Raw genomic sequence first — 19,249 nt, 5'->3', positions numbered from 1 at the left:
ATGACCGTCACAGAGGCACGTTCCCGTGCTTGCGCTGCGGCGACTGCTTGCGCTTGTTGCGCAGCATCGCCAGCCCGCGTGCGACCGCCGAGCGGGTCTGCACCGGATCGATGACATCGTCGACCAGCCCCCGTTCGGCGGCGTAGTGGGGGTGCATGAGTTGTTCCGCGTACTCGGCCACGAGCTCGGAGCGCAGCGTCGCGGGGTCCGCGGCGGCGGCCAGTTCCTTGCGGAAGATGACGTTCACGGCGCCCTCGGCGCCCATCACGGCGATCTCGTTGGTCGGCCAGGCCAGCGAGAGGTCCGTGCCGATGGTGCGCGAGTCCATCACGATGTACGCGCCGCCGTACGCCTTGCGCACGATGACGTGGATGCGCGGCACCGTGGCCTCGCAGTAGGCGTACAGCAGCTTGGCGCCGTGCCGGATGATCCCCTCGTACTCCTGGTCGGCGCCCGGCAGGAAGCCCGGAACGTCGATCAGCGTCACCAGCGGGATGCTGAAGGCATCGCAGAACCGGACGAACCGCGCGGCCTTCTGGGAGGCGTGGACGTCCAGGACGCCGGCCAGCACCATCGGCTGGTTGCCGACCACGCCGACCACCTCGCCGTCGATGCGGGCCAGCACGCAGATCACGTTCTGCGCCCAGTCCTCGTGCATCTCCAGGAACTCGCCGTCGTCCACCAGTTCGGCGACGACCGCCCGCATGTCGTACGGCTTGTTCGGCTCGACCGGGACGATCTCGGCCAGCCTCGGCCGTACGTCCGTGGCCGCGTCGCAGGCGGGCGCGCTGGGAGGGAACTCCAGGTTGTTGCCGGGCAGCATCGAGACGAGGTACCGCACGTCCTGCAGGCAGCCGTCCTCGTCGTCGTGGACGAACGTGGCCACGCCCGAGCGCTTGCCGTGGACGTCGGCGCCGCCCAGCTCCGCGTGGGTGACCCGCTGCCCGGTCACGGCCTCGACGACGTCGGGCCCGGTGAGGTAGAGCTGCGCGGTGTCGCGGACCATGAAGGCGAAGTCGGCCAGTGCCACGGTGTACGCCGCTCCTCCCGCGCACGGCCCGAGCACGACGCTGATCTGCGGTATCACCCCCGACGCCTGGACGCTGCGCTGGAAGATGCCGCCGTACCCGCTGAGCGCGACCACGCCCTCCTGGATCCGGGCGCCCCCGCTGTCGATCAGGCCGATGATGGGGGCGCCGGTGGAGATCGCCAGGTCCATCACTTTGTGGATCTTGGCCGCGTGCCCGGCGCCGAGCGACCCTCCGAAGATCGTGAAGTCCTGGGCGTAGACGAACACCCGGCGGCCGTCGATCGTGCCGGACCCGGTGACCACGCCGTCGGTGTGCGGGCGGTTGTCCTCCATGCGCAGGCCGTGTGCCTGATGGCGTCGGTACATGTCGAGCTCGATGAACGAGCCCTCGTCCAGCAGGGCGTCGATCCGCTCGCGCGCCGTGCGCTTGCCGAGCGCGTGCTGCCGCTCGATCCCCTGGGGGCGGCCGGAGACGATCGCGTCGCGCAGCTCCCCGTGCTTCTCCCGAAGCGATCCCATCGACCGGGGCGGTGGGGCGTCCTCCTGGCGTTCCCCGTTCACCTGCTCGTCGGGACGGACGCGGGCGCCGTCCTTGGCCGGCCTGGGCACGGAGACCGGCACGAAGTCAAGCTCCACGGTGCCCAACGGCGCCCCCATCACGGGGTAGTCGAGGCTCGGGCTTGTCGCGATCCGCTCGCTCATGGCGGCATCTCCCCTCATTGCGCTCCTACGGACGTCAGGCTCGGACGTACCGCCCCCGCCTGCCGAGCGGACAGATGGCCGCTTTCGCGCAGCCAGCGCACCGTGTCACCGACGGTCTCGGCGACGGGCCGGGGCGCGATGCCGAACGTGCCGGCGTTCTCGGCCACCCGCGTGGCGCAGGCGCACGTGTAGATGGCTCCGTACTCGGCGGGGATGTGCCACGGCCACACTCGCTGGACCAGATCGGTGAGCAGCCCGATCGGGATCATCCCCCGGGCCGGCAGGAACAGCGCCGGAAGCGCGCGCCCAGTGACCTCGCGCAGCACCTTCACGTACTCCCGGGTGGAGAGGTAGCGGCCGGGCCCGAAGTGGCGGTCAGGACCGTCGACCGGCGAGCCGAGCACCTTGGCGTGCAGCGCGGCGGTGTCCCGCACGTCGCCAATGGGGAACCCGCCGAGCGGCCAGATGGGGGTGAGCCCGCGGAGCACGGCTCGCACGCGCGCGTTCTGGTCGCCGAGGTACGGGTCGTACGGCCCGAGCAGGGCGGGCGGATAGGTGATGACCACCGGCGCCCCCTCCTCCTGGTGCCGGCGCGCGATCGCCTCCGCCTCGGCCTTGCTCGCCATGTACGTCTCGCGGGGCCGGCCGACCGGCGAGCCCTCGTCGATCACCCGGCCCGGCGCCGGGAACATCGCGACGATGCTGGACACGTGGACGATCTTGCCCGCCCCGGCGCGTCGCGCGGCGGCGAGCACGAGTTCGGTGCCCCGCCCGTTGACCTCGCGCATTCTCGCGCGGAGCCTGCTGTCGAAGGAATACACCGACGCCGCGTGCAACACGGCGTCGGCACCGCGCGTCGCCCGGGCCACGCTCGCCTCGTCGGTGACGTCACCGGGAACGGCCTCGACGTCGTCGCGGCCGAGGCCGAACGGCGCGAGGGCACGGCCGACTTTCGAGACGTCGCGGACGAGCATGCGAACCCGGTGGCCCGTCTGCACAATCGCCGCGACCGAATGGGCACCGACGAATCCAGTACCGCCGGTCACGCTCACCAGCATCAGACCATCTCCTCTGATCCACACCAGTCAAATGCCTGGCCCTCCCGCCTGTCATCTCCGAGTGTGCTTTGACCCGGAGTAAGGAGGCACGTCGATCACCAGTATCCCCCTCAGAAGGGCGCGCAAGGCTGGCAGGATGCTGTTACCGGCGTGCAACTTGCTGTCGCGGAATTGTCTGGCCCCGGCGCCGTGGATATCGGAGAGTTGGTGATGCGAGAACGAAAACGACGACCGAGAGAAGAGGCCAGAAATGAGAAACCAGAACTTCACGAGCGGGGCGGTCCGATGCTGGTGGAAATGACGATGCGGCGCGCCGGCGGAAACACGGCGCCGAATTCACCGGTCGACGGGATCCGGATACTGGCCCTGCTGCCCAGGCACTGGCACAAGGATCTCCGGCACGTCCTCGGGCACATCGCCATCCGCGTCCACATCGACGAGGACACGACCGACACGCGGATCCGCGCCCAGGTGGCCGCGATCCTCACCCATCCCGAGGCCGGCGACTGGGAACTCGCGACCCTCCACACCCTGGCCGGTGGCCGGCACGGGCCACCGAGGCCGCTACGCGAGGCCGCCGGGCCGTACGAGGACCGTCAGATCCAGTTCTCCTCCTTGGCGCGCAGTGCGGCCTGAAAGCGGTTGACGGCGCCGAGCCGGGCCATGAGGTCCGCGACGTAGCGACGGTAGGTCCGGACGGAGACGTCGATCTCACGCGCCGCGATCTCGTCCTTGTCGGCCCTCGCCATCACCTCCAGGACCTTTCTCTCCAGCTCGGAGAGAAGCGGCGCGTCCGTACTGGGCTCGGTGAACTCGCGGAAATCGGTGGCGGCGTCCCACACCCCGTCGAAATAGGTGACCAACTGGGAGACCAGGCCGGGCTCCTTCACGAGTAACGCGCCCCGGGAGCTTTCCTTCGGATGGATGGGAACGACCGCGATACTGCGGTCGAAAATCAACATCCTGTCCATGGGGTCTTCCGTGATGTGAATCTGACCCCCGAGGCTGACGACCTCACGCAGATATGCGGACATGTTCTGATCGTCAAGTGCCTTGGGATGGTAAACCGCCTTGACGGCGAGCCCACGGCGCAACGAGCGAGTATCCAAAGGCAGCGCCGTCTCGATGGCGCCGAGTGAAAGGGGTCCCCCCGGATGCAGGCACAGCGTTTCCTTGTACGAGAAGAATCCAAGGTCGTCGAGCCGCTGGCGGACGCGGTCGAGGCCTTCCACCCGCTCGATGTCGAGCGCGGACGTCGCGTTCTCGCCATGCCGCTGATCCTCTACGAATGACGCGATGGCGTCGCGTGTGGTCAGAACGCGGCGTATCTCCGTGTTGAGCTCGTTCAGGCGCTGCTCTATGAGGCGTTCGATGCCGATTCTCGGCTCGGTGGCCACCACCCGGTGGCGGTCGGTGAGGTCGAGCAGGGACAGTCTTCCCAGCGTCTCGATGGCACCCTCGATCGTATCGGGGTCCAGATCGAGCGCCTGGCGGATCGAGCCGATGCCGTCGCCACGGTGTCGAAGGAAGTACCGATAGATCTCTACCGCTTCAGCGGGTACACCGATGACGGAAATGTCCATGGCTCGCCTCCTGGCCATGTACCTCACCCAGGGGGGACCTCGGGGTCCTCGACCCTTGCCCGGCTCCATGGATATGTATGATTAGAAACTATCAGAGATTAGATGGTTCGTAAACCCTCACATAGCTGGCCGAGGCCAGGGGCCGCCGGCCAGCTGGGCGAGGATCCGGTTGAGATGGTCGCGATCTTCGTGCGTGAGCCTGCCGATCACGCGGCCGTGGACCTCCGCCGTCAGCGGGTGGAGCACCTCCACCAGCAGCGCGCGGCCGTGGTCGGTCAGCTCGATCGAGTAGGCCCGCCGGTCGGTGCGGTCGCGGCTGCGCAGGACGAGCCCGCGTTCCTCCAGCACATCGATGATGTGCACCATCGTCGACCGGTCGACGGCGAGCCGCCGACCGATCTCCTGCTGCGACAGCGGCCCGGCCGCTTCGAGCACGACGAGCACTCCGTAGTCACGCCAGCGAAGATCGTCACTCTTCAGCGCCTCTTCGAGCATCAGCGTGACCTCGCGCGCCGCGTCGTTGAGCAGCCAGCCGGTGGACTCGGCCAAGAGTCGCGCGGTCGGCACGGACTCGTGCCCGTTTCCGCCCATAGCTCCACCCTCTCCTCGGCGGATCAGCGGTCAGACTTCCCGATCGCCGACCTGCGAGTCGGCCCACGTCGACACGATCTCACGGACCTCCTCCCAGATCTCGATGACCTCATCCCACGTCGTCCCGGTGTCAGGGCCGACTCGTCCAGCGGACATGGGCTCCTCCTCCAGCGCCCGTGTACCCCAGCCGAGGCCATCCTTCGCCCCCTACGCAATAAGTAGCTTCGCAGATCATCAGCAAAGCTGTCAATCAGTAGAGCTGATGATTTGCAATCAGTTGTTGCGCTGCCCATGCCCGCGTGTGACACTCGTGGCATATATAGGCGTGCTAGATAGGGACATGCCGCGCGTTATGGGACAGGTGACTACGGAAGGCACTTATGTGAGCGGTGATTCCGACGTACCCTTGCCGGGCTTCCTGTCCACCTCCACCAGCCTCCTGCTGGGCAAGGCCAACGATCTTTTCAACGAGATCCTGGAGTCGGCGGTAGAGCCCTTCGGGCTGCGGTCGAAGGATTTCATCGTGCTCACGGCCATCGACTCGATGGGACCGCAGTCACAGCAGCAGCTCGCGCGCACTCACGGCATCGACAGGACCACCATGGTCAGCGTCGTCGACGGGCTGGAGCGGCTCGGCCTGGTGCAACGCGCGCGCAATCCCGATGACCGGCGCAAATACGCGATCGGGCTGACGAACGAGGGCCAGGCGCTGCTCCGGCACAAACTCGGCCCGGCGATGCTGAACGCCCTGGACGCCTTCCTGGCGCCGTTCACCCCCGACGAGCGCGAGCTGTTCAACACGTTCCTCTGGCGCCTGGTACACGAGCGCGGCCGGGCGGAGTCCGGCGACGCCGGCGCCTCCTAGGGCACCGGGCAGCGAAGCCCGGCGGCGGCTCTTGGGGCATCGGGCGGCCGGAGTCCGGCGTCTCCTAGGGCACCGGGCAGGGAAGCGTGGTGCCGGGTGGCACCGTCCGGTAGCAGGCGGCGCCGGGGCAGACCACCTTCACCGGATCGTCGAACGCCCCGAGCCCGACCAGGATCGGCTCGTGCCCGAACCGGCGGCAGGCGATGTCGGCCCAGCCGGGCGCGCCGTCCCACACCTCGGGCCGGTCGATCGCCGCCGGATCGGCGTCCAGGGCCGACCACTCCAGGTAGGCCAGGTAGTCGACCTCGCGATGCCACACGGTCAGGCGCCGCAGGGAGTCGGCGGTCGACAGCGTGTTCCACGGTTGCGCCCGCGCCGCCACCGCGCGCAGGAACGCCTCGCTGACCGCTTCCCTCACCGAGCGGGCGGCGGCCGTGGCGATCGTGGTGCCCTCCCCGCTGACCCCGACGACCGCGATCTGGAAATCGGGGCCGGGGAGCACGAACGCCGACATCCGCAGCCCGAGGGCCGGTATCGCGCCGGCCGCCCCGGGAGGGATCAGAAGGTCGAGGTGCTGGGACACCCGCAGGAGCGGCATCCGCGGGCTCGCCCACCAGCGCGTGACCATGTCGTGGGCGAGCAGGTCGGCGATCGCGCCGGAGACGCCCTCCGGGCCGTCGTCCTCGATCACGCCGACCGCGGTGGGCTCGACCCGGCACTCCCGCTCGCCCATCCACACGACCTCGGCGGGCAGGACGTACCGCTCCTGGCTCAAAAGGCCGACGCCGGTGACGCGCGCGTGGTGGTCGGGCGGAGGCTCCGGCATGAAGTCGGAAAGGCACAGCTCCCTGCCGTCGCCGCCGGCGCGGCGCGGCGCGCCGCCGTCCGGGAGCAGGTGCAGGGCGTCGAGCGCGGAGGCGCGGACCCGCGCCCGGCCGCGCGCGACCTCGGGTGAGAAGCCCGCCGCGACGGTCACGACTCCCGACTCCCGCCGGTGCGCGTACGCGAGGTAGACCGCTCCGCCGAGGCATTCGGCGATCTCTTCCAGATGAACCGGCGACCGCGACGCCGAAATCGCTGAGATGTCAGGTGTGGGCGCCATCAGTCACTCCTCGCGACGGATCCCGGACTTACCGAGGGTTCCCTGGTCAGGGCCCTCGGCTCGCGGCCGACTGCCGCCGCCGGAAGGGTCTTGCCACTAGCCAGGCCGCGAGCCGAGCTTCCCCGGCATCCAGCACCCCGATTCGTGTCGCGGATCGTGCGAGGTGCTGACACAACACCAGTAGAACACGCGTCGTGAAGGACACGTCAACATGAAATGGATGATCCAGCAACATGGAAGAAGAGATACCGGATTGGAGGCCCGGACGGCACCTCACACCATGGCCGGAGTATGTTCGCGTTCGATTCTTCAATGGTTCGACAATGCTTCCACAATACGCGTGGAATCGGTGTCCGCCAGCTGACGCAACCGCCCTCCGGTATTGGTAATGCAACTCACACTACAGCGTCGCATTCAACGATAAAGGGGAACCCCTGTGTGAAACAAGACCCCGGAAAGGGGGAATATCCAAGAATGCCCCCGGGAAACGGGAAATCGGTTTCCGGAATGCCAGCGGCCTGGCGCGCGCTCCGGTGTCCCGGATGATCCGGGTGTTCCGGTGCGTTCGCCAGGCCGTGGGATGGCACAGTCTTCGCGAAGGCCCTTCCGGCGCCGGCCGGGGCTCATCCCGGCACGGTCACCTCGCCGGGATCAGGCTCCCGGCCGGCCTTCAGGCGGCGCCGCGGGGGCTGTTCTGGTAGGCGGCGAGCTTCCACTCCCCCTCGTGCCGGGCGACGACCCAGGTCGCCCGGATGGCGCTCTCGTCCGCGAGCTCGGTCTGGCCGGCGCCGATGACGCCGCCGACGGTGATCACCAGGGCGGAGTCGTCGCTGATGAACCGCACGTCGATGGGCTGCCCGGTCACCTGGGTGCCCTTGTAGGGGCCCTGGAAGGCTCCGGCCATGAACGCCTCGATCTCGTCGGCGCCCTTGCGGTAGAACCCGGGCAGGATCATGGTCCCGTCCGGCGTGAAGACGTCGGCGAACGCCTTGGCGTCCTGGTTCGCCCACGCGGCGACGATGCGGCCGGGGACGGAGACCACGGCGGCCTTGTCCGCCTCGGTGACGCCGGCGTCGATGGTCGCTGAGGAATTGGATGTGGCCATGGTCAACCCTTCTCGGTGAGAGGCGTGCTGAAAAAGATCGCGACCGGGCGTCCGCCCGGGGATCAGATGTAGAGCGTGTTGGGCTCCAGGCCGCACAGGATCCGGCCGTACAGCTCGGCGTTGGTGTTGGGGTGCATCAGGGCGTGCAGGTTGACCGCCTGGATGTCACGGGCGATGCGCTGGATCGGCACGTGGCTGTAGATCGAGGACCCACCGCTGGCCGTGCTGAAGATGTCCACGGCCTCCTTCGCCAGCCTGCACACCGCGCCCATGTCGGCGCGCGCCCTGGCACGCTCCTCCAGCGTCCACGCCGCGCCCTGGACGCCCTTGGTGTCGACCAGGGACGTCAGGCGGTGGGCGTGGAACTCGGCCTCGTCGATCTTCATCGTCGCGTCCGCCACCTGCAGGTGGGTCAGCGGGGCCTCGCTCTGGCTGCCGTAGGCGGTGTAGCTGATCTTGCGCTCGGGGAGCCGCTCGAAGAACGCCTCACTGGCGCCCTTCGCCATGCCGACCACGGTCCCGACCGAGGAGGCGGAGGCGACCGGGAGCAGCGGGGCCCGGTAGATCGGCCGGTCGGCGTTGGCCTGCGAGGCGTGCTGGCCCTGCACCACCGCGCCCAGGTGCAGGACGCGCTCGGACGGGATGAACACGTCCTGCGCGATCGTGCTGACGCTGCCGGTGCCCTTCAGGCCCGCCGTGTACCAGTCGTCGGCGACCTGCAGGTCGGAGATCGGGACCAGCGCCATGATCGGCGCGGGCTCGCCCTCCCCGCCGACCAGGATCGCGACGACGACCTGCCAGTGGCTGTGCAGGGCGCCGCTGATGAAGCCCCACTTGCCGTTGACGACGATGCCGCCCTCGACGGGCGCGGCCATCGCGGTCGGGCTCAGCGTCCCGCAGATCCGCACGTCGGGGGTCGAGAAGACCTCGTCCTGGACCTGGTCGGGGAACAGGCACGCCATCCAGGTGGGGATCCAGTACACCGACGCCACCCAGGAGGTGGACCCGTCGGCCCTGCCGAGCTCCGACGCCACGTCGACCAGCGTGCGGGTGTCGGCCTCGTAGCCGCCGTAGCGGAGGGGCACCCTCAGCTTGAAGACGCCGGCGTCGGCGAGGGCCTCGATGGACTCCTCGTGGACGCGCCGGTTCTCCTCCGCCCAGGCCGCGTTCTTCCGCAGCAGCGGCACCAGTTCGGACGCACGACGGGCAAGCTCTTCCCGCGTCGGAACATCGGTCGTCAGCACCATATCCTCCTAAAAGAATCCGACGAGAATCCGCGGAGCCGGCGAGATCCGCCGGATGGCGGGAAACAAGTCGTGGCCGGATGGCCGTCCGCCGATGCTCACCATTCGAAGGTCGCATTTCCCGCCCCGCGGACGCATCTTCTGGATTGCGGGTCTCGTGGTGAGGGGCACCGACACCGCAACGTGAAAGATGCCCGCGGCGAGCCGCGGATGTGACGATTAGGGTCCGCAACAGGCTTGCGGGGTGCCCGCCCATAACCGCCGGCGAGCGGGAGATGATCAGGCTCCCGCCGTTTCCCCGACCCTTTCCGCCGGCCCGCGAGTGCGATCGCGACTTTTCTTCGGGCGCGTCCCATGGACGGCGACGCTCGACGGCTACCGATTCATCAAGGAGTTGAGGTGCTAGAAGAGGGAAGCAGTCCGGTGGAAGTCGACCAGGCCCCCGCCGCCGCCGAAACGGCCGAGCCGCGGCGGAAGACCCGCCCGCTGACCGGCGACGAGTACATCGAGAGCCTGCGCGACGACCGTGAGATCTACCTCTACGGCGAGCGGGTCAAGGACGTCACCTCGCATCCGGCGTTCCACAATCCCATCCGCATGACGGCACGGCTGTACGACGCGCTGCACGACCCCGAGAAGCGGGACGTGCTCACCAAGCCGACCGACACCGGCAGCGACGGCTACACCCACAGGTTCTTCACCACGCCGCACAGCGTCGAGGACCTCGTGGGAGACCAGCAGGCCATCGCGGCCTGGTCGCGCATGAGCTACGGCTGGATGGGCCGCAGCCCCGACTACAAGGCCTCGTTCCTCGGCACGCTGGGCGCGAACGCCGACTTCTACGAGCCCTTCTCCGACAACGCCCGGCGCTGGTACAGGGAGTCCCAGGAGAAGGTCCTGTTCTGGAACCACGCCATCGTGCACCCGCCTGTCGACCGCAACCGCCCGCCGGACGAGGTCGCGGACGTCTTCGTCCACGTGGAGAAGGAGACCGACGCCGGCCTCATCGTCAGCGGGGCCAAGGTGGTGGCGACCGGCTCGGCGCTGACCCACTACAACTTCATCGCGCACTACGGCCTGCCCGTCAAGGACAAGCGGTTCGCGCTGGTGGCCACGATCCCCATGGACGCCAAGGGCATGAAGCTGATCTGCCGGCCGTCCTACACCGCCACCTCCACGGTGATGGGGAGCCCGTTCGACTACCCGCTCTCCTCGCGGATGGACGAGAACGACACCATCCTGGTGCTGGACAAGGTGCTCATCCCCTGGGAGAACGTCTTCGTCTACGGCCACCTCGGCAAGGCCCTGCTGTTCACCGGCCGCTCGGGCTTCTTCGAGCGCTTCACCTTCCACGGCTGCACCCGCATGGCGGTCAAGCTGGAGTTCATCGCCGGCCTGCTCATCAAGGCGACGGAGATGACCGGGTCCAAGGACTTCCGCGGCGTGCAGACCCGCATCGGCGAGGTGCTCGCCTGGCGCAACCTGTTCTGGGCGTTCTCCGACGCGGCGGCACGCAACCCGGTCGAGTGGAAGGACGGCGCGCTGCTGCCCAACCCCGCGTACGGGCTGGCGTACCGGTGGTTCATGCAGATCGGCTACCCGCGCGTCAAGGAGATCATCCAGCAGGACATCGCCAGCGGGCTGATCTACATCAACTCCAGCGCCGAGGACTTCAAGAACCCCGACATCCGGCCCTACCTGGACAAGTACGTCCGGGGTTCGGACGGCAGCGACGCCGTCGAGCGGATCAAGGTCATGAAGCTGCTCTGGGACGCCGTGGGCACCGAGTTCGGCGGGCGCCACGAGCTCTACGAGCGCAACTACGCCGGCAACCACGAGAACACGCGCGTCGAGCTGCTGGGGGCGCAGATCACCAACGGCCAGGTCGACGGGTACAAGGCCTTCGTCGACGAGTGCCTCGCCGAGTACGACCTGGACGGCTGGACGGTGCCGGACCTGTCCTCGTTCGAGCACCTGCGCCGTATCGGGAACGGCACGCTCAACGGCTGAGCACGACCACGGCACCGACCGGGACCACCGATGCGCCGAGCATCGGTGGTCCCTTCGTCTTTCCCCCGCCTCCGCCACCCGGCCGGGCCGCGTACTCCAGGGCACACCAAACAAGGGAACGCGAGAACGCGAAACGGCGGAGGTGGTCACCTCCGCCGTCTCCGAACGCCTGCCGGCCGCTTACGCCGTGCCCACCGTGCCCACCGGAGCCGCCGCGGCCGGGATCCGGTCGTCGCCGTCCTCAAGGACGACGTACGGGTCCTCCATCTCGTACCAGCCGAGGCCCGGGGGGCAGCGGTCGTAGCCGAGGAGCCGCCGCACCTCCTCGGGGTAGGCCAGCACCGCCTCCTTCGGCACCGCCAGGTACTGGTTCTCCTCCTGGCGGAGGTTGCCGAGGTCCAGCGCGAGCGTCATGCCGGTGCGCGGGTCGTCGGTGGTGTTGCGCCCGCCGCCGTGGTAGACGCCGCCGAGCCAGATCAGGCCAGATCCGGCGGGCATCTCGGTCGGGTAGGCCTCGGAGGCCTCGGGGGCGCGCTCGTCGTCCCAGTGATGGCTGCCCGGGATGACCAGCGTGCCGCCGTTCGCCGCGGTGAACTCGCTCATGGCGACCATCAACTGCACCCGGCTGGTCGGGCCGGGGTGGCGGCGCAGGTGCAGCGCGTCGTCCCGGTGCAGGGGCTGCTTGCCCTGGCCGGAGTGGATCTGGATCAACTGGGTGCCGCTGATCTGGATGGTCGGGGTCATCTCGACCCGCGACTTGCCGATCCACATGGGCACCGGCTTCTGCATGATCGCGCGTGCGGCCCCGAGGTACAGGCGCTGCGTCACCACGGGCGTCAGATGGGTCGTACGGGCGAACAGCGACGACACCCGCCGGGTCCGCTTGCCGTTGTACCAGTCCTCACCGTAGGCGCAGGCGTCGAGGGCCGGCGCGAAGTCGTCCCACAGCGCGGCCAGCGTGGTGTCGTCGACGAAGTTCTCGACGATCACGCCTCCGTCGCGCTCCAGGATCTCGACGACCTCACCGAGGTCGGCATCGGGCTGAACCCGGATCAGTCCCGCCATCGGGACCACCTCTCCTCACCAGAGTTGTTCGTACGGCCGCGCGGCGGCCAGGCTCCCGCGCGGCCGTCACGGATGTGCCGTCGACGGTCACGCCCTCGACGGGTTGGCGGCCTTCTCGACGACCGTGCGGATGAAGCCCGCGAGGTCGGGGTCCTCCTCGAAGATGTCGCCGACCTCGATCCAGATGCCGAGCTCGCCCTCGACCCGCGAGGCGAGCCGGTTCGCCGAGATCGACTCGCCGTTCAGCTCGAAGAACGTCTCGTCCTCGTGGCCGGTCGGCACCTGGAGCACGTCCCTCCAGATGGCCTCGACCTTCGCCTCGATCGTCGCGACGCTGAGCTCGACGCCCTGCTCTGTACTCATTCGCTGTCCTCTCGCTTGCCTGGCAAGCCTTCTCGGTCGTTCGACGGTGTGTCGCGGTTGGTCAGGTCCACTGCACCGGCGCGTCCGGGGCGGTCACCGTGCTCTCCAGCACCCGGTGGAACTCCGACGCCAGGTGGACGATCGTGCTCTCCTCGAAGAGGTTGCTGTTGAAGCCGAGGGTGCCGACGATGTCGCCGGTGGAGTCGATCTCCAGGTGCCACATCGCGCCGTCCGGGATGTCGCCGCCCGCGGCCTGCGACAGCAGGCGCCGGTGGATCTCGGAGTAGGTGAGGTCCCCGGTCGACTCGGAGGTGGCGAGGGGGGAGCGGAAGACCTGGAAGGCGCACACGGCGCGATCGTCGGCGAAGGAGGGCAGCATGAGCTCGGGTGCCACGCCGAGGACCTCGGCGAACGGGATGTCGTTGCTCCAGGCCTGGATGCAGGTGGCCCGGGTCCTGTCGACGGCCTCAAGGAAGGTGTCGCACCCGGCGAGGTCGATCCGCAGGGGGACGAAGTTGAAGAAGGATCCGACCGTGTCGTGGAACCGCGTCTGCCCCCGGCCGGAGGTGAACGTCGGGACCACGATGTCGGTGGTCCCCGTCGTCTGGCGGAGCAGTGTGGCGTAGACGGCGAGCAGGACCATGAAGGGCGAGCTGCGCCTGCTCTTGGAGATCTCCAGGACCTTGGTCGTCAGCTCGGCGGGCAGCCAGAAGCGGTGCCATGCCGTCGTCTTGGGAAGCCCCTCCGACCGCAGGTGGTCGGTCGGGGTGGCGAGGATGCCGCCGCCCGCCAGCTTCTCCCGCCAGTACTCGCGCTTCGAGCTCGCGGCCTGCCCGGCCTCGCTCGTCTGCCAGCGGGCGAACTCCTTGTACTGGGTCACCTCGGGAAGCTCGGCCGTGTGGCCCGTGCGGGCCGCGTAGAAGCCGGCGAGGTCGCGCATGATGAGGCGCATGGACCACTCGTCGGCGGCCGAGTGGTGGGCGATCAGCACGAGGACCGAGTCGTCGTCGTCGAACCGGCCGAGCACGGCCCGCAGGAGGGGCAGCTCCCGGATGCCGTAGGCGCCGAGCTCGATGTCGACCAGCAGCTCCTCCGCGCGCAGTTCGCGCCCGTCGGGGGCGATGTCGGTGAAGTCGTGGGTGACCAGGATGGGAGGAGTGGCCGGGACGACCTTCTGGTACCTGTCGTCCCCGTCCCTGACGATCAGCGTGCGGAGCGCCTCGTGGCGGACCACCACGTCGTTGAGGGCGTCCTGCAGGATCGCGTCCTCGATCTTCCCGCTGACGCGCCAGCCGCAGACGATGTTGTACTTGGGGCCGAACGGTCCTTCTTCCTCGCCCCTGTCGAAATTGAAGAGGAATTCCTGGTTGAAGGAGAGTGGAATCCGTTCCGTCGTGTCACTGGTCGTATGCGGTGCCTCAGAAATGGTCATGATGCGCCACGTCTCCTTCAGGTCCTCGTGCGAGATCGGCACCGCCGGGCTCGGTGCGGAAAGTCGTTTCCCGGGGGTCGGCCGGCTCGGGGCATCGCGTCCAGCCATATTGACTAACTGTACGAACCCCGAGCCGGATTACGTTTCTCTTGAAATGCCGTATGCCTTATAACGAATGCCGCGGGCGGATCAGCGCAGCACGACGTCCTTGCTCACGGGCGACTGCAGGAACTCCCCGCGGGACACGGCGGCGGCCACGACCTCGATGTCGTCGGACATGTAGCGGTCGCGGTCCAGGGTCGGCACCAGCGAGCGCACGAGGTCGTAGGTGGCCTTGCCGACCGGGCTGAGCTGGTCGTACCGGCCGGACACGTCGACCGCCTGCGCCGCGGCGAGGAACTCCACGGCGAGGATGCGGTTGTTGTTCGACAGCACCCTGCGGGCGTTGCGGGCCGCGATGAGGCCCATGCTGACGACGTCCTGGTTGTCGCCGTTGGACGGGACGCTCTGGGTGCTGGCCGGGCCGATGGTCCGGTTCTCGGCGACCAGGGCCGTCGCCGGGTACTGAGCTCCGGCGAATCCGCTGTTCAGGCCGGGGTCCCCGGCCACCAGGAACTCGGGGAGCCCGTCGCTGAGGTGACGGTTGAGCAGGCGGTTGGTGCGGCGCTCGGAGAACACGCCGAGCTGGGTGAGCGCGATGGTCACGTAGTCCATCGCGAAGGCGATGGGCTGGCCGTGGAAGTTCGCGCCGTGGAAGATCTCCTTGCCCTCGAAGAACAGCGGGTTGTCGTTGGAGGAGTTCAGCTCGATCTCAAGCTTCTCCACGGCGTGGTAGATGGTGTCGCGCACGGCGCCGACGACCTGCGGGATGGCGCGCAGCGTGTAGGCCTTCTGGATGTAGACCTCGGTCCGGTGCACGCCCTCGCCCGACTTCGCCTCCTGCGCCTGGCGGCGCAGCTCGGCGTGCTCCAGGGTCAGACCGCTCCCCCGGATCAGCGACCGCATGTTGGCGGCCGTGTCGATCTGCCCCTTGTGGGGGCGGGCGATGTCGTGGCCCTCGGCGAGGAACGGGCTGGTGGAGCCGCGCAGGGTCTCCACGACCAGCGCCGTGACGATCTCGGCCTGACGCACCTGGTCGAGGGCCCTGCCCACGACCAGGGCGCCGAGGCCCGTCATCCCGGACGTGCCGTTGATCAGGGACAGACCCTCCTTGAACCGCAGCTGCAGCGGCTCGATGCCGTGCTCGCGCAGGACCGTGGCGGTCTCGACCCGCTTGCCGTCACGCAGCACGTAGCCCTCGCCGATGAGCGTGCTGGCGATGTGGGCCAGCGTCGCGAGGTCGCCGCTGGCGCCGAGCGAGCCGATCTCCGGGATGGCCGGAGTGATCCCGAGGTTGAGGTAGAGCGCCAGGCGCTCCAGCAGTTCGGGCCGGACCGCGGAGTAGCCCCTGGCCAGAGCGTTCAACCGGGCCGCGAGGATCGCGCGGGCCTCGTCCTCGGCGAACAGCGGGCCGACGCCGGCGCTGTGGCTGCGGACCAGGTTGGTCTGGAGCTCCACCTCCTTGGAGGTGTCGACGAGCATGTAGATCATCTCGCCGTAACCCGTCGTCACACCGTAGACCGGGATGTTCTGGCGGACGGTGTCCTCGAACATCGCCCTGCTGGTGGCGGCCCTGGCCAGAGCCGACGGGGCCACGCTGCACGTCGCCCAGTCCTCTGCGACCCTTCGGACATCGGCGATTTCCAGGCTTTCACCGTTGAAATCAACGGACAGCTCGGTTTCGACCAGAGTCACGTTTCTCACCCCATCATGGTTTGGGTAATTACTTCTGTCGTTACGGCTTGCGACTCAAGAAAAGCGGAGAGGCCGGCCGGGGTCGGATCGGCGAAGAACTGCGCGAGCGACACCGCCACGCCGAAGCGCCCGTGAATCCGATCGAGCAGCACGGGGACGAGCAGGGAATGCCCGCCCGCCGCGAAGAAGGTGACGTCCGCCTCCGCCCGCCCGGTGCCGAGCAGCTCCGACCAGATCGCGGCCAGGTCGCTCTCCACCGGCGTCCGCGCCGGAGCGGACGTACGGGCGAGGGAGGATGCCGGACGCGGAAGGGCGGCCCGGTCCACCTTGCCGCCGATGTTGCGCGGAAGGCGGTCCAGGGTCCGGAACGACACCGGCGGCATGGCCTTGCCGAACCGCCGGCGCAAGGCTGCGCGCCAGAGGTCCGCGGCGGCGTCCGGCGTGCGGGGGACGACGTAGCCCACCAGGCGCCGGACCAGTCCGTCGGCGTCGGACACGGCGACGACGGCGCACTCGGCCACCGACTCGTGCGCGGCCAGCGCCGCCTCGATGTCGGTCAGCTCCATGCGCGCGCCGTTGAACTTGACCTGGAAGTCCTTGCGTCCGCCGAACTCCAGGGAGCCGTCCCACCTCCGGCGGCCGAGGTCGCCGGTCCGGTAGGACCTCCGGCCGTCCTCGAATCCGGAGAGGGGCAGGAAGGGCGACCGCTCGCCCGACGCCGCGCCGACGTACCCCGGCGTGATGTGCGGGCCCCGGATGACGATCTGCCCGGCGACCCCCGCCGGGCAGGGCCGGTCGTGCTCGTCGAGCACGAGGATCTGCCGCCCGGGGATCGGCCCGCCGATCGGCACCACGCCGTACACCGGGCCGGTGACCTCATGGAAGGTCGCCAGGATCGACTCGGTGGGGCCGTACAGGTTGACCAGCCGCAGCGCGGGCAGGGCCGCGCGCAGCCCGTTGGCCAGCTCTCCGGCCAGCGGCTCACCCGCCAGCAGGAGATGGCCGAGCGCCGGGAGCCCCCGCGCCGGACCGTCGGCGGCGATCACGCCGAGAAGCTGGCGCGCGAAGCTCGGGACCGTCTGGAAGACCGTGATCCGCTCGTCCGCGAGCCATCCGGCCATCTTCTCCGGATTCGCACGGGTCCGCTCGGGCACCGGGTACAGCGTCGCGCCCGCGACGAGGGCGGAGAATATCTCCACCAGGCTCGCGTCGTACGCCGGCGCCGCCCACTGGGCCATGCGGGACCCGGGGCGGAGGCCGAACTCCCCGGCGAACCAGGTGACGAACTGCGCGAAACTGCCGTGGGACTGCGCGATGCCCTTGGGCCTGCCGGTCGAGCCGGAGGTGTAGGCGACGTACGCCCGCCCGGTCATGCCACCGGAAGGCGGCACAGGGCCGGCGTTCGCCGGGCGGCCGGTGCCGAGAAGGGCGAGGTCCAGGATCCGGCCGTCCAGCTCGTCGCGGTACCACCGGGCCAGCTCGTCGCCGGCGGGCTCCTCGTCGAGCACCAGCACGGCCGGCCGGATGTCGTCGAGCACGGCCTTGCCCCGCTCCCCCGCGTCCCCGGTGCCGAGGCAGACCAGGTGTGCCCCGGCGTCGAGCACTCCGAGCAGCGTCGCGACCTGGCGCGGTCCCTGTGCCATCCGCACCGCCACCGGCTGGCCTTCGACACCGCCGAGCGCCGCCAGCGCGCCGGTGACGGCCGCCGCCCGCTCCTCCAGCTCCCGGTAGGACAGGCCGGTCCCGTCCCACACCACCGCGAGGGCGTCCGGGTCCGTACGGGCGCGCAGGTGCACCAGCTCGTGGACCGGCCGGTCCACGGGGGCGGCGGCCTCGATCAGGTCCGCCTCGGCCACCGCGGCCTGGATGCGGTCCGCTCCCTCCAGCGGAAGGGCGTCGACCGGCAGCCCGGGGTCCCGCAGCGCGGCGGTCAGCAGGGTGTGGAGCTGTTCGGCGACGTGCCGCGCGGACTCCGCGTCGAACAGGCTGTCGCGGTACTCCAGGGAACCGGTCACCGAGGGACCGGCCCGCTCGATGGTGAGGGTGAGGTCGGTCCTGGCCGAGCCGCCGCCGTCGCGCAGGCGGCGGGCCGCCGCCCCGGGCAGCCTCAGTCCGGGCTCGGGTGACTCCTCGAACACGAACATGACGTCGCCCATGGGGATCCGGTAGGGGTCACGGTCCACGTTGAGCGCCCGTACCAGCTCGTCGAAGGGCAGCTCCCGGTGCTCGAAGGCCTCCCTCGCCACCCGCGCCGTCCTGCCGAGCAGCTCGCGGAACGCCGGGCGTCCCGACAGGTCGGCGCGCATGATCAGCAGGTTGTCGAAGGGTCCGACGACGTCGCCGAACTCGGGCCCGGGGCGCGCCTGCGCGGGCACCGCGACCACCGGACGCTCCTCGCGGCCGTACCTGCCCAGCAGGCACTGGAACGCCGCGAGCAGGGCGACCATCGGCGTGGTCCCCTCCGCCCGGCACAGCTCGGCGAGGGCACCGCCCAGTTCCCCGTCCCACTCGAAGCGCACGACGCCGCCGTGGGACGACGGGCCCGGGGGCCGCGCCCGGTCCACCGGGAGCGCGGGCGGTGCCGGGGGCGGCGACAGCGTTTCCGCCCACCCGTCCAGCAGGCGTCGGAACTCCGGCGTGGACAGCCGGTCGCGCTCGCGGACGGCGTGGTCGGCGTACTGGCGCCGCGGGTCAGGCAGCGCGTCCCCGGCCGGCCTGCCGGCCACGAGCGCGGCGTAGCAGGCGGAGATCTCGTCCACCAGGATCGCCATCGACCGCTCGTCGGCCACCGCCTGGTGGCACACGAGCACCACCGCGTGAACCGGCTCGCCCCGCCGCCGCTCCGAAGGGGCCTGCGGATGCTCCGGGAGGGACTGCGAATGCTCCGAAGGTGCCTGTCGCCGCTCCAGGCGGGCCTGGCGCGCGACGGCCAGCCGGGCGAGCGGCCCCCTCGCCAGGTCGAACGGCGTGGCCGCCTGCTCGGCGCACCACCGCTCGGCGGGCGGGGCGAGCGTGCCGAGATCGGTGAACGAGACGGCGGCCCCGCCCACGGCGGCGATCTCCTGCGCGGGCCGCCCGCCCGCCTCGGCCAGAGTGGTCCTGAGGATCTCGTGACGGCGGGTCACCTCGCGCCACGCGGCGGAAAGGGCCGAGAGGTCCAGCTCGCCGGTCACCAGGTAGGCCCTGGACAGGTTGTGCGCCGGCGAACCGGGGACCAGCCTGTCCAGGAACCACGCGCGGTCCTGCGCGCGCGATGTCACGGCCCGCCGAGCGTGGGACCCACGGGTACGAGATGCCTCAGTCAC

General features: G+C 69.6%; 16 protein-coding genes. 3 read left to right on the top strand and 13 right to left on the bottom strand.

Annotated features, from left to right (window positions below):
- Positions 1-7 precede the first annotated feature (7 nt).
- The gene (locus ACGFIV_RS14325; RefSeq protein WP_358559202.1) at positions 8-1,732 is read right to left on the bottom strand and encodes an acyl-CoA carboxylase subunit beta; all 1,725 of its coding nucleotides are present in this window, start codon (positions 1,730-1,732) and stop codon (positions 8-10) included.
- 14 nt (positions 1,733-1,746) lie between these two features.
- A complete protein-coding gene (locus tag ACGFIV_RS14320; protein ID WP_358559204.1) occupies positions 1,747-2,790 on the bottom strand; it encodes an NAD-dependent epimerase/dehydratase family protein in 1,044 nt (347 codons plus the stop codon).
- Between the two features lie 297 nt (positions 2,791-3,087).
- Here ACGFIV_RS14320 and ACGFIV_RS14315 point away from each other — a divergent pair, with 297 nt between their 5' ends.
- Positions 3,088-3,426: a hypothetical protein gene (locus tag ACGFIV_RS14315; RefSeq protein WP_358559206.1), complete on the top strand. Its 339-nt coding sequence runs from the start codon at positions 3,088-3,090 to the stop codon at positions 3,424-3,426.
- Here ACGFIV_RS14315 and ACGFIV_RS14310 read toward each other — a convergent pair.
- The 3 genes from ACGFIV_RS14310 to ACGFIV_RS14300 all read right to left on the bottom strand — a co-directional run bounded on the left by ACGFIV_RS14310 (position 3,387) and on the right by ACGFIV_RS14300 (position 5,120).
- Entirely contained in the window at positions 3,387-4,373 is a 987-nt protein-coding gene (locus tag ACGFIV_RS14310) for a hypothetical protein (protein WP_358559208.1), read from the bottom strand. The genes ACGFIV_RS14315 and ACGFIV_RS14310 overlap by 40 nt on opposite strands.
- A 117-nt stretch (positions 4,374-4,490) precedes the next feature.
- Positions 4,491-4,964, bottom strand: a complete 474-nt coding sequence (locus tag ACGFIV_RS14305; protein WP_358559210.1) for a MarR family transcriptional regulator — start codon at positions 4,962-4,964, stop codon at positions 4,491-4,493.
- 30 nt (positions 4,965-4,994) lie between these two features.
- Positions 4,995-5,120, bottom strand: coding sequence for a hypothetical protein (locus tag ACGFIV_RS14300; RefSeq protein WP_358559212.1), 126 nt, complete (start codon positions 5,118-5,120; stop codon positions 4,995-4,997).
- 226 nt (positions 5,121-5,346) lie between these two features.
- On the opposite strand from ACGFIV_RS14300, the gene ACGFIV_RS14295 reads away from it, so the two are divergent.
- Positions 5,347-5,829, top strand: coding sequence for a MarR family transcriptional regulator (locus tag ACGFIV_RS14295; RefSeq protein WP_358559214.1), 483 nt, complete (start codon positions 5,347-5,349; stop codon positions 5,827-5,829).
- Between the two features lie 64 nt (positions 5,830-5,893).
- Here the strand turns inward: ACGFIV_RS14295 and ACGFIV_RS14290 are convergent, their stop codons facing one another.
- From ACGFIV_RS14290 to ACGFIV_RS14280, 3 genes are all read right to left on the bottom strand, one after another.
- Positions 5,894-6,931: a hypothetical protein gene (locus ACGFIV_RS14290; RefSeq protein ID WP_358559216.1), complete on the bottom strand. Its 1,038-nt coding sequence runs from the start codon at positions 6,929-6,931 to the stop codon at positions 5,894-5,896.
- 670 nt (positions 6,932-7,601) lie between these two features.
- Positions 7,602-8,036: an SgcJ/EcaC family oxidoreductase gene (locus ACGFIV_RS14285; RefSeq protein WP_358559218.1), complete on the bottom strand. Its 435-nt coding sequence runs from the start codon at positions 8,034-8,036 to the stop codon at positions 7,602-7,604.
- A gap of 62 nt (positions 8,037-8,098) precedes the next feature.
- Entirely contained in the window at positions 8,099-9,283 is a 1,185-nt protein-coding gene (locus ACGFIV_RS14280) for an acyl-CoA dehydrogenase family protein (RefSeq protein ID WP_392834891.1), read from the bottom strand.
- Positions 9,284-9,679: 396 nt separating this feature from the next.
- On the opposite strand from ACGFIV_RS14280, the gene ACGFIV_RS14275 reads away from it, so the two are divergent.
- Positions 9,680-11,290: a 4-hydroxyphenylacetate 3-hydroxylase N-terminal domain-containing protein gene (locus ACGFIV_RS14275; protein WP_358559221.1), complete on the top strand. Its 1,611-nt coding sequence runs from the start codon at positions 9,680-9,682 to the stop codon at positions 11,288-11,290.
- Positions 11,291-11,470: 180 nt separating this feature from the next.
- Here ACGFIV_RS14275 and ACGFIV_RS14270 read toward each other — a convergent pair whose 3' ends face one another.
- The 5 genes from ACGFIV_RS14270 to ACGFIV_RS14250 all read right to left on the bottom strand — a co-directional run bounded on the left by ACGFIV_RS14270 (position 11,471) and on the right by ACGFIV_RS14250 (position 19,204).
- Positions 11,471-12,355 (bottom strand): phytanoyl-CoA dioxygenase family protein, encoded by an 885-nt coding sequence (locus ACGFIV_RS14270; RefSeq protein ID WP_358559223.1) that lies wholly within the window; start codon positions 12,353-12,355, stop codon positions 11,471-11,473.
- 87 nt (positions 12,356-12,442) lie between these two features.
- Entirely contained in the window at positions 12,443-12,718 is a 276-nt protein-coding gene (locus tag ACGFIV_RS14265; protein WP_358559225.1) for a phosphopantetheine-binding protein, read from the bottom strand.
- A 61-nt stretch (positions 12,719-12,779) separates the two neighbouring features.
- Positions 12,780-14,150, bottom strand: a complete 1,371-nt coding sequence (locus ACGFIV_RS14260) for a condensation domain-containing protein (protein ID WP_392834887.1) — start codon at positions 14,148-14,150, stop codon at positions 12,780-12,782.
- A gap of 189 nt (positions 14,151-14,339) precedes the next feature.
- On the bottom strand, positions 14,340-15,944 hold the full coding sequence (gene cmdF, locus ACGFIV_RS14255; RefSeq protein WP_358548652.1) for a tyrosine 2,3-aminomutase: 1,605 nt from the start codon (positions 15,942-15,944) through the stop codon (positions 14,340-14,342).
- Between the two features lie 5 nt (positions 15,945-15,949).
- Positions 15,950-19,204 carry an AMP-binding protein gene (locus tag ACGFIV_RS14250; protein ID WP_358548655.1) on the bottom strand — a complete coding sequence of 1,085 codons (3,255 nt, stop codon included), beginning with the start codon at positions 19,202-19,204 and terminating at the stop codon, positions 15,950-15,952.
- Between the last annotated feature and the right edge of the window lie 45 nt (positions 19,205-19,249).

It is taken from the genome of Sphaerisporangium sp. NPDC049003 (assembly GCF_043197795.1).
Taxonomy (GTDB): Bacteria; Actinomycetota; Actinomycetes; order Streptosporangiales; family Streptosporangiaceae; genus Sphaerisporangium.
The sequence above is the reverse complement of the archived record's forward strand: the minus strand, read 5'-3'. Positions and strand labels throughout refer to the sequence as shown.

What these genes read in the sequence shown, in the direction of transcription:
- ACGFIV_RS14260 (WP_392834887.1), bottom strand. Translation starts at nt 14,150, where the DNA reads ATGACCATTTCTGAGGCACCGCATACGACCAGTGACACGACGGAACGG.
- ACGFIV_RS14280 (WP_392834891.1), bottom strand. Translation starts at nt 9,283, where the DNA reads ATGGTGCTGACGACCGATGTTCCGACGCGGGAAGAGCTTGCCCGTCGT.
- ACGFIV_RS14315 (WP_358559206.1), top strand. Translation starts at nt 3,088, where the DNA reads ATGACGATGCGGCGCGCCGGCGGAAACACGGCGCCGAATTCACCGGTC.
- ACGFIV_RS14265 (WP_358559225.1), bottom strand. Translation starts at nt 12,718, where the DNA reads ATGAGTACAGAGCAGGGCGTCGAGCTCAGCGTCGCGACGATCGAGGCG.
- ACGFIV_RS14285 (WP_358559218.1), bottom strand. Translation starts at nt 8,036, where the DNA reads ATGGCCACATCCAATTCCTCAGCGACCATCGACGCCGGCGTCACCGAG.
- ACGFIV_RS14290 (WP_358559216.1), bottom strand. Translation starts at nt 6,931, where the DNA reads ATGGCGCCCACACCTGACATCTCAGCGATTTCGGCGTCGCGGTCGCCG.
- ACGFIV_RS14270 (WP_358559223.1), bottom strand. Translation starts at nt 12,355, where the DNA reads ATGGCGGGACTGATCCGGGTTCAGCCCGATGCCGACCTCGGTGAGGTC.
- ACGFIV_RS14325 (WP_358559202.1), bottom strand. Translation starts at nt 1,732, where the DNA reads ATGAGCGAGCGGATCGCGACAAGCCCGAGCCTCGACTACCCCGTGATG.
- ACGFIV_RS14310 (WP_358559208.1), bottom strand. Translation starts at nt 4,373, where the DNA reads ATGGACATTTCCGTCATCGGTGTACCCGCTGAAGCGGTAGAGATCTAT.
- ACGFIV_RS14305 (WP_358559210.1), bottom strand. Translation starts at nt 4,964, where the DNA reads ATGGGCGGAAACGGGCACGAGTCCGTGCCGACCGCGCGACTCTTGGCC.
- ACGFIV_RS14320 (WP_358559204.1), bottom strand. Translation starts at nt 2,790, where the DNA reads ATGCTGGTGAGCGTGACCGGCGGTACTGGATTCGTCGGTGCCCATTCG.
- ACGFIV_RS14300 (WP_358559212.1), bottom strand. Translation starts at nt 5,120, where the DNA reads ATGTCCGCTGGACGAGTCGGCCCTGACACCGGGACGACGTGGGATGAG.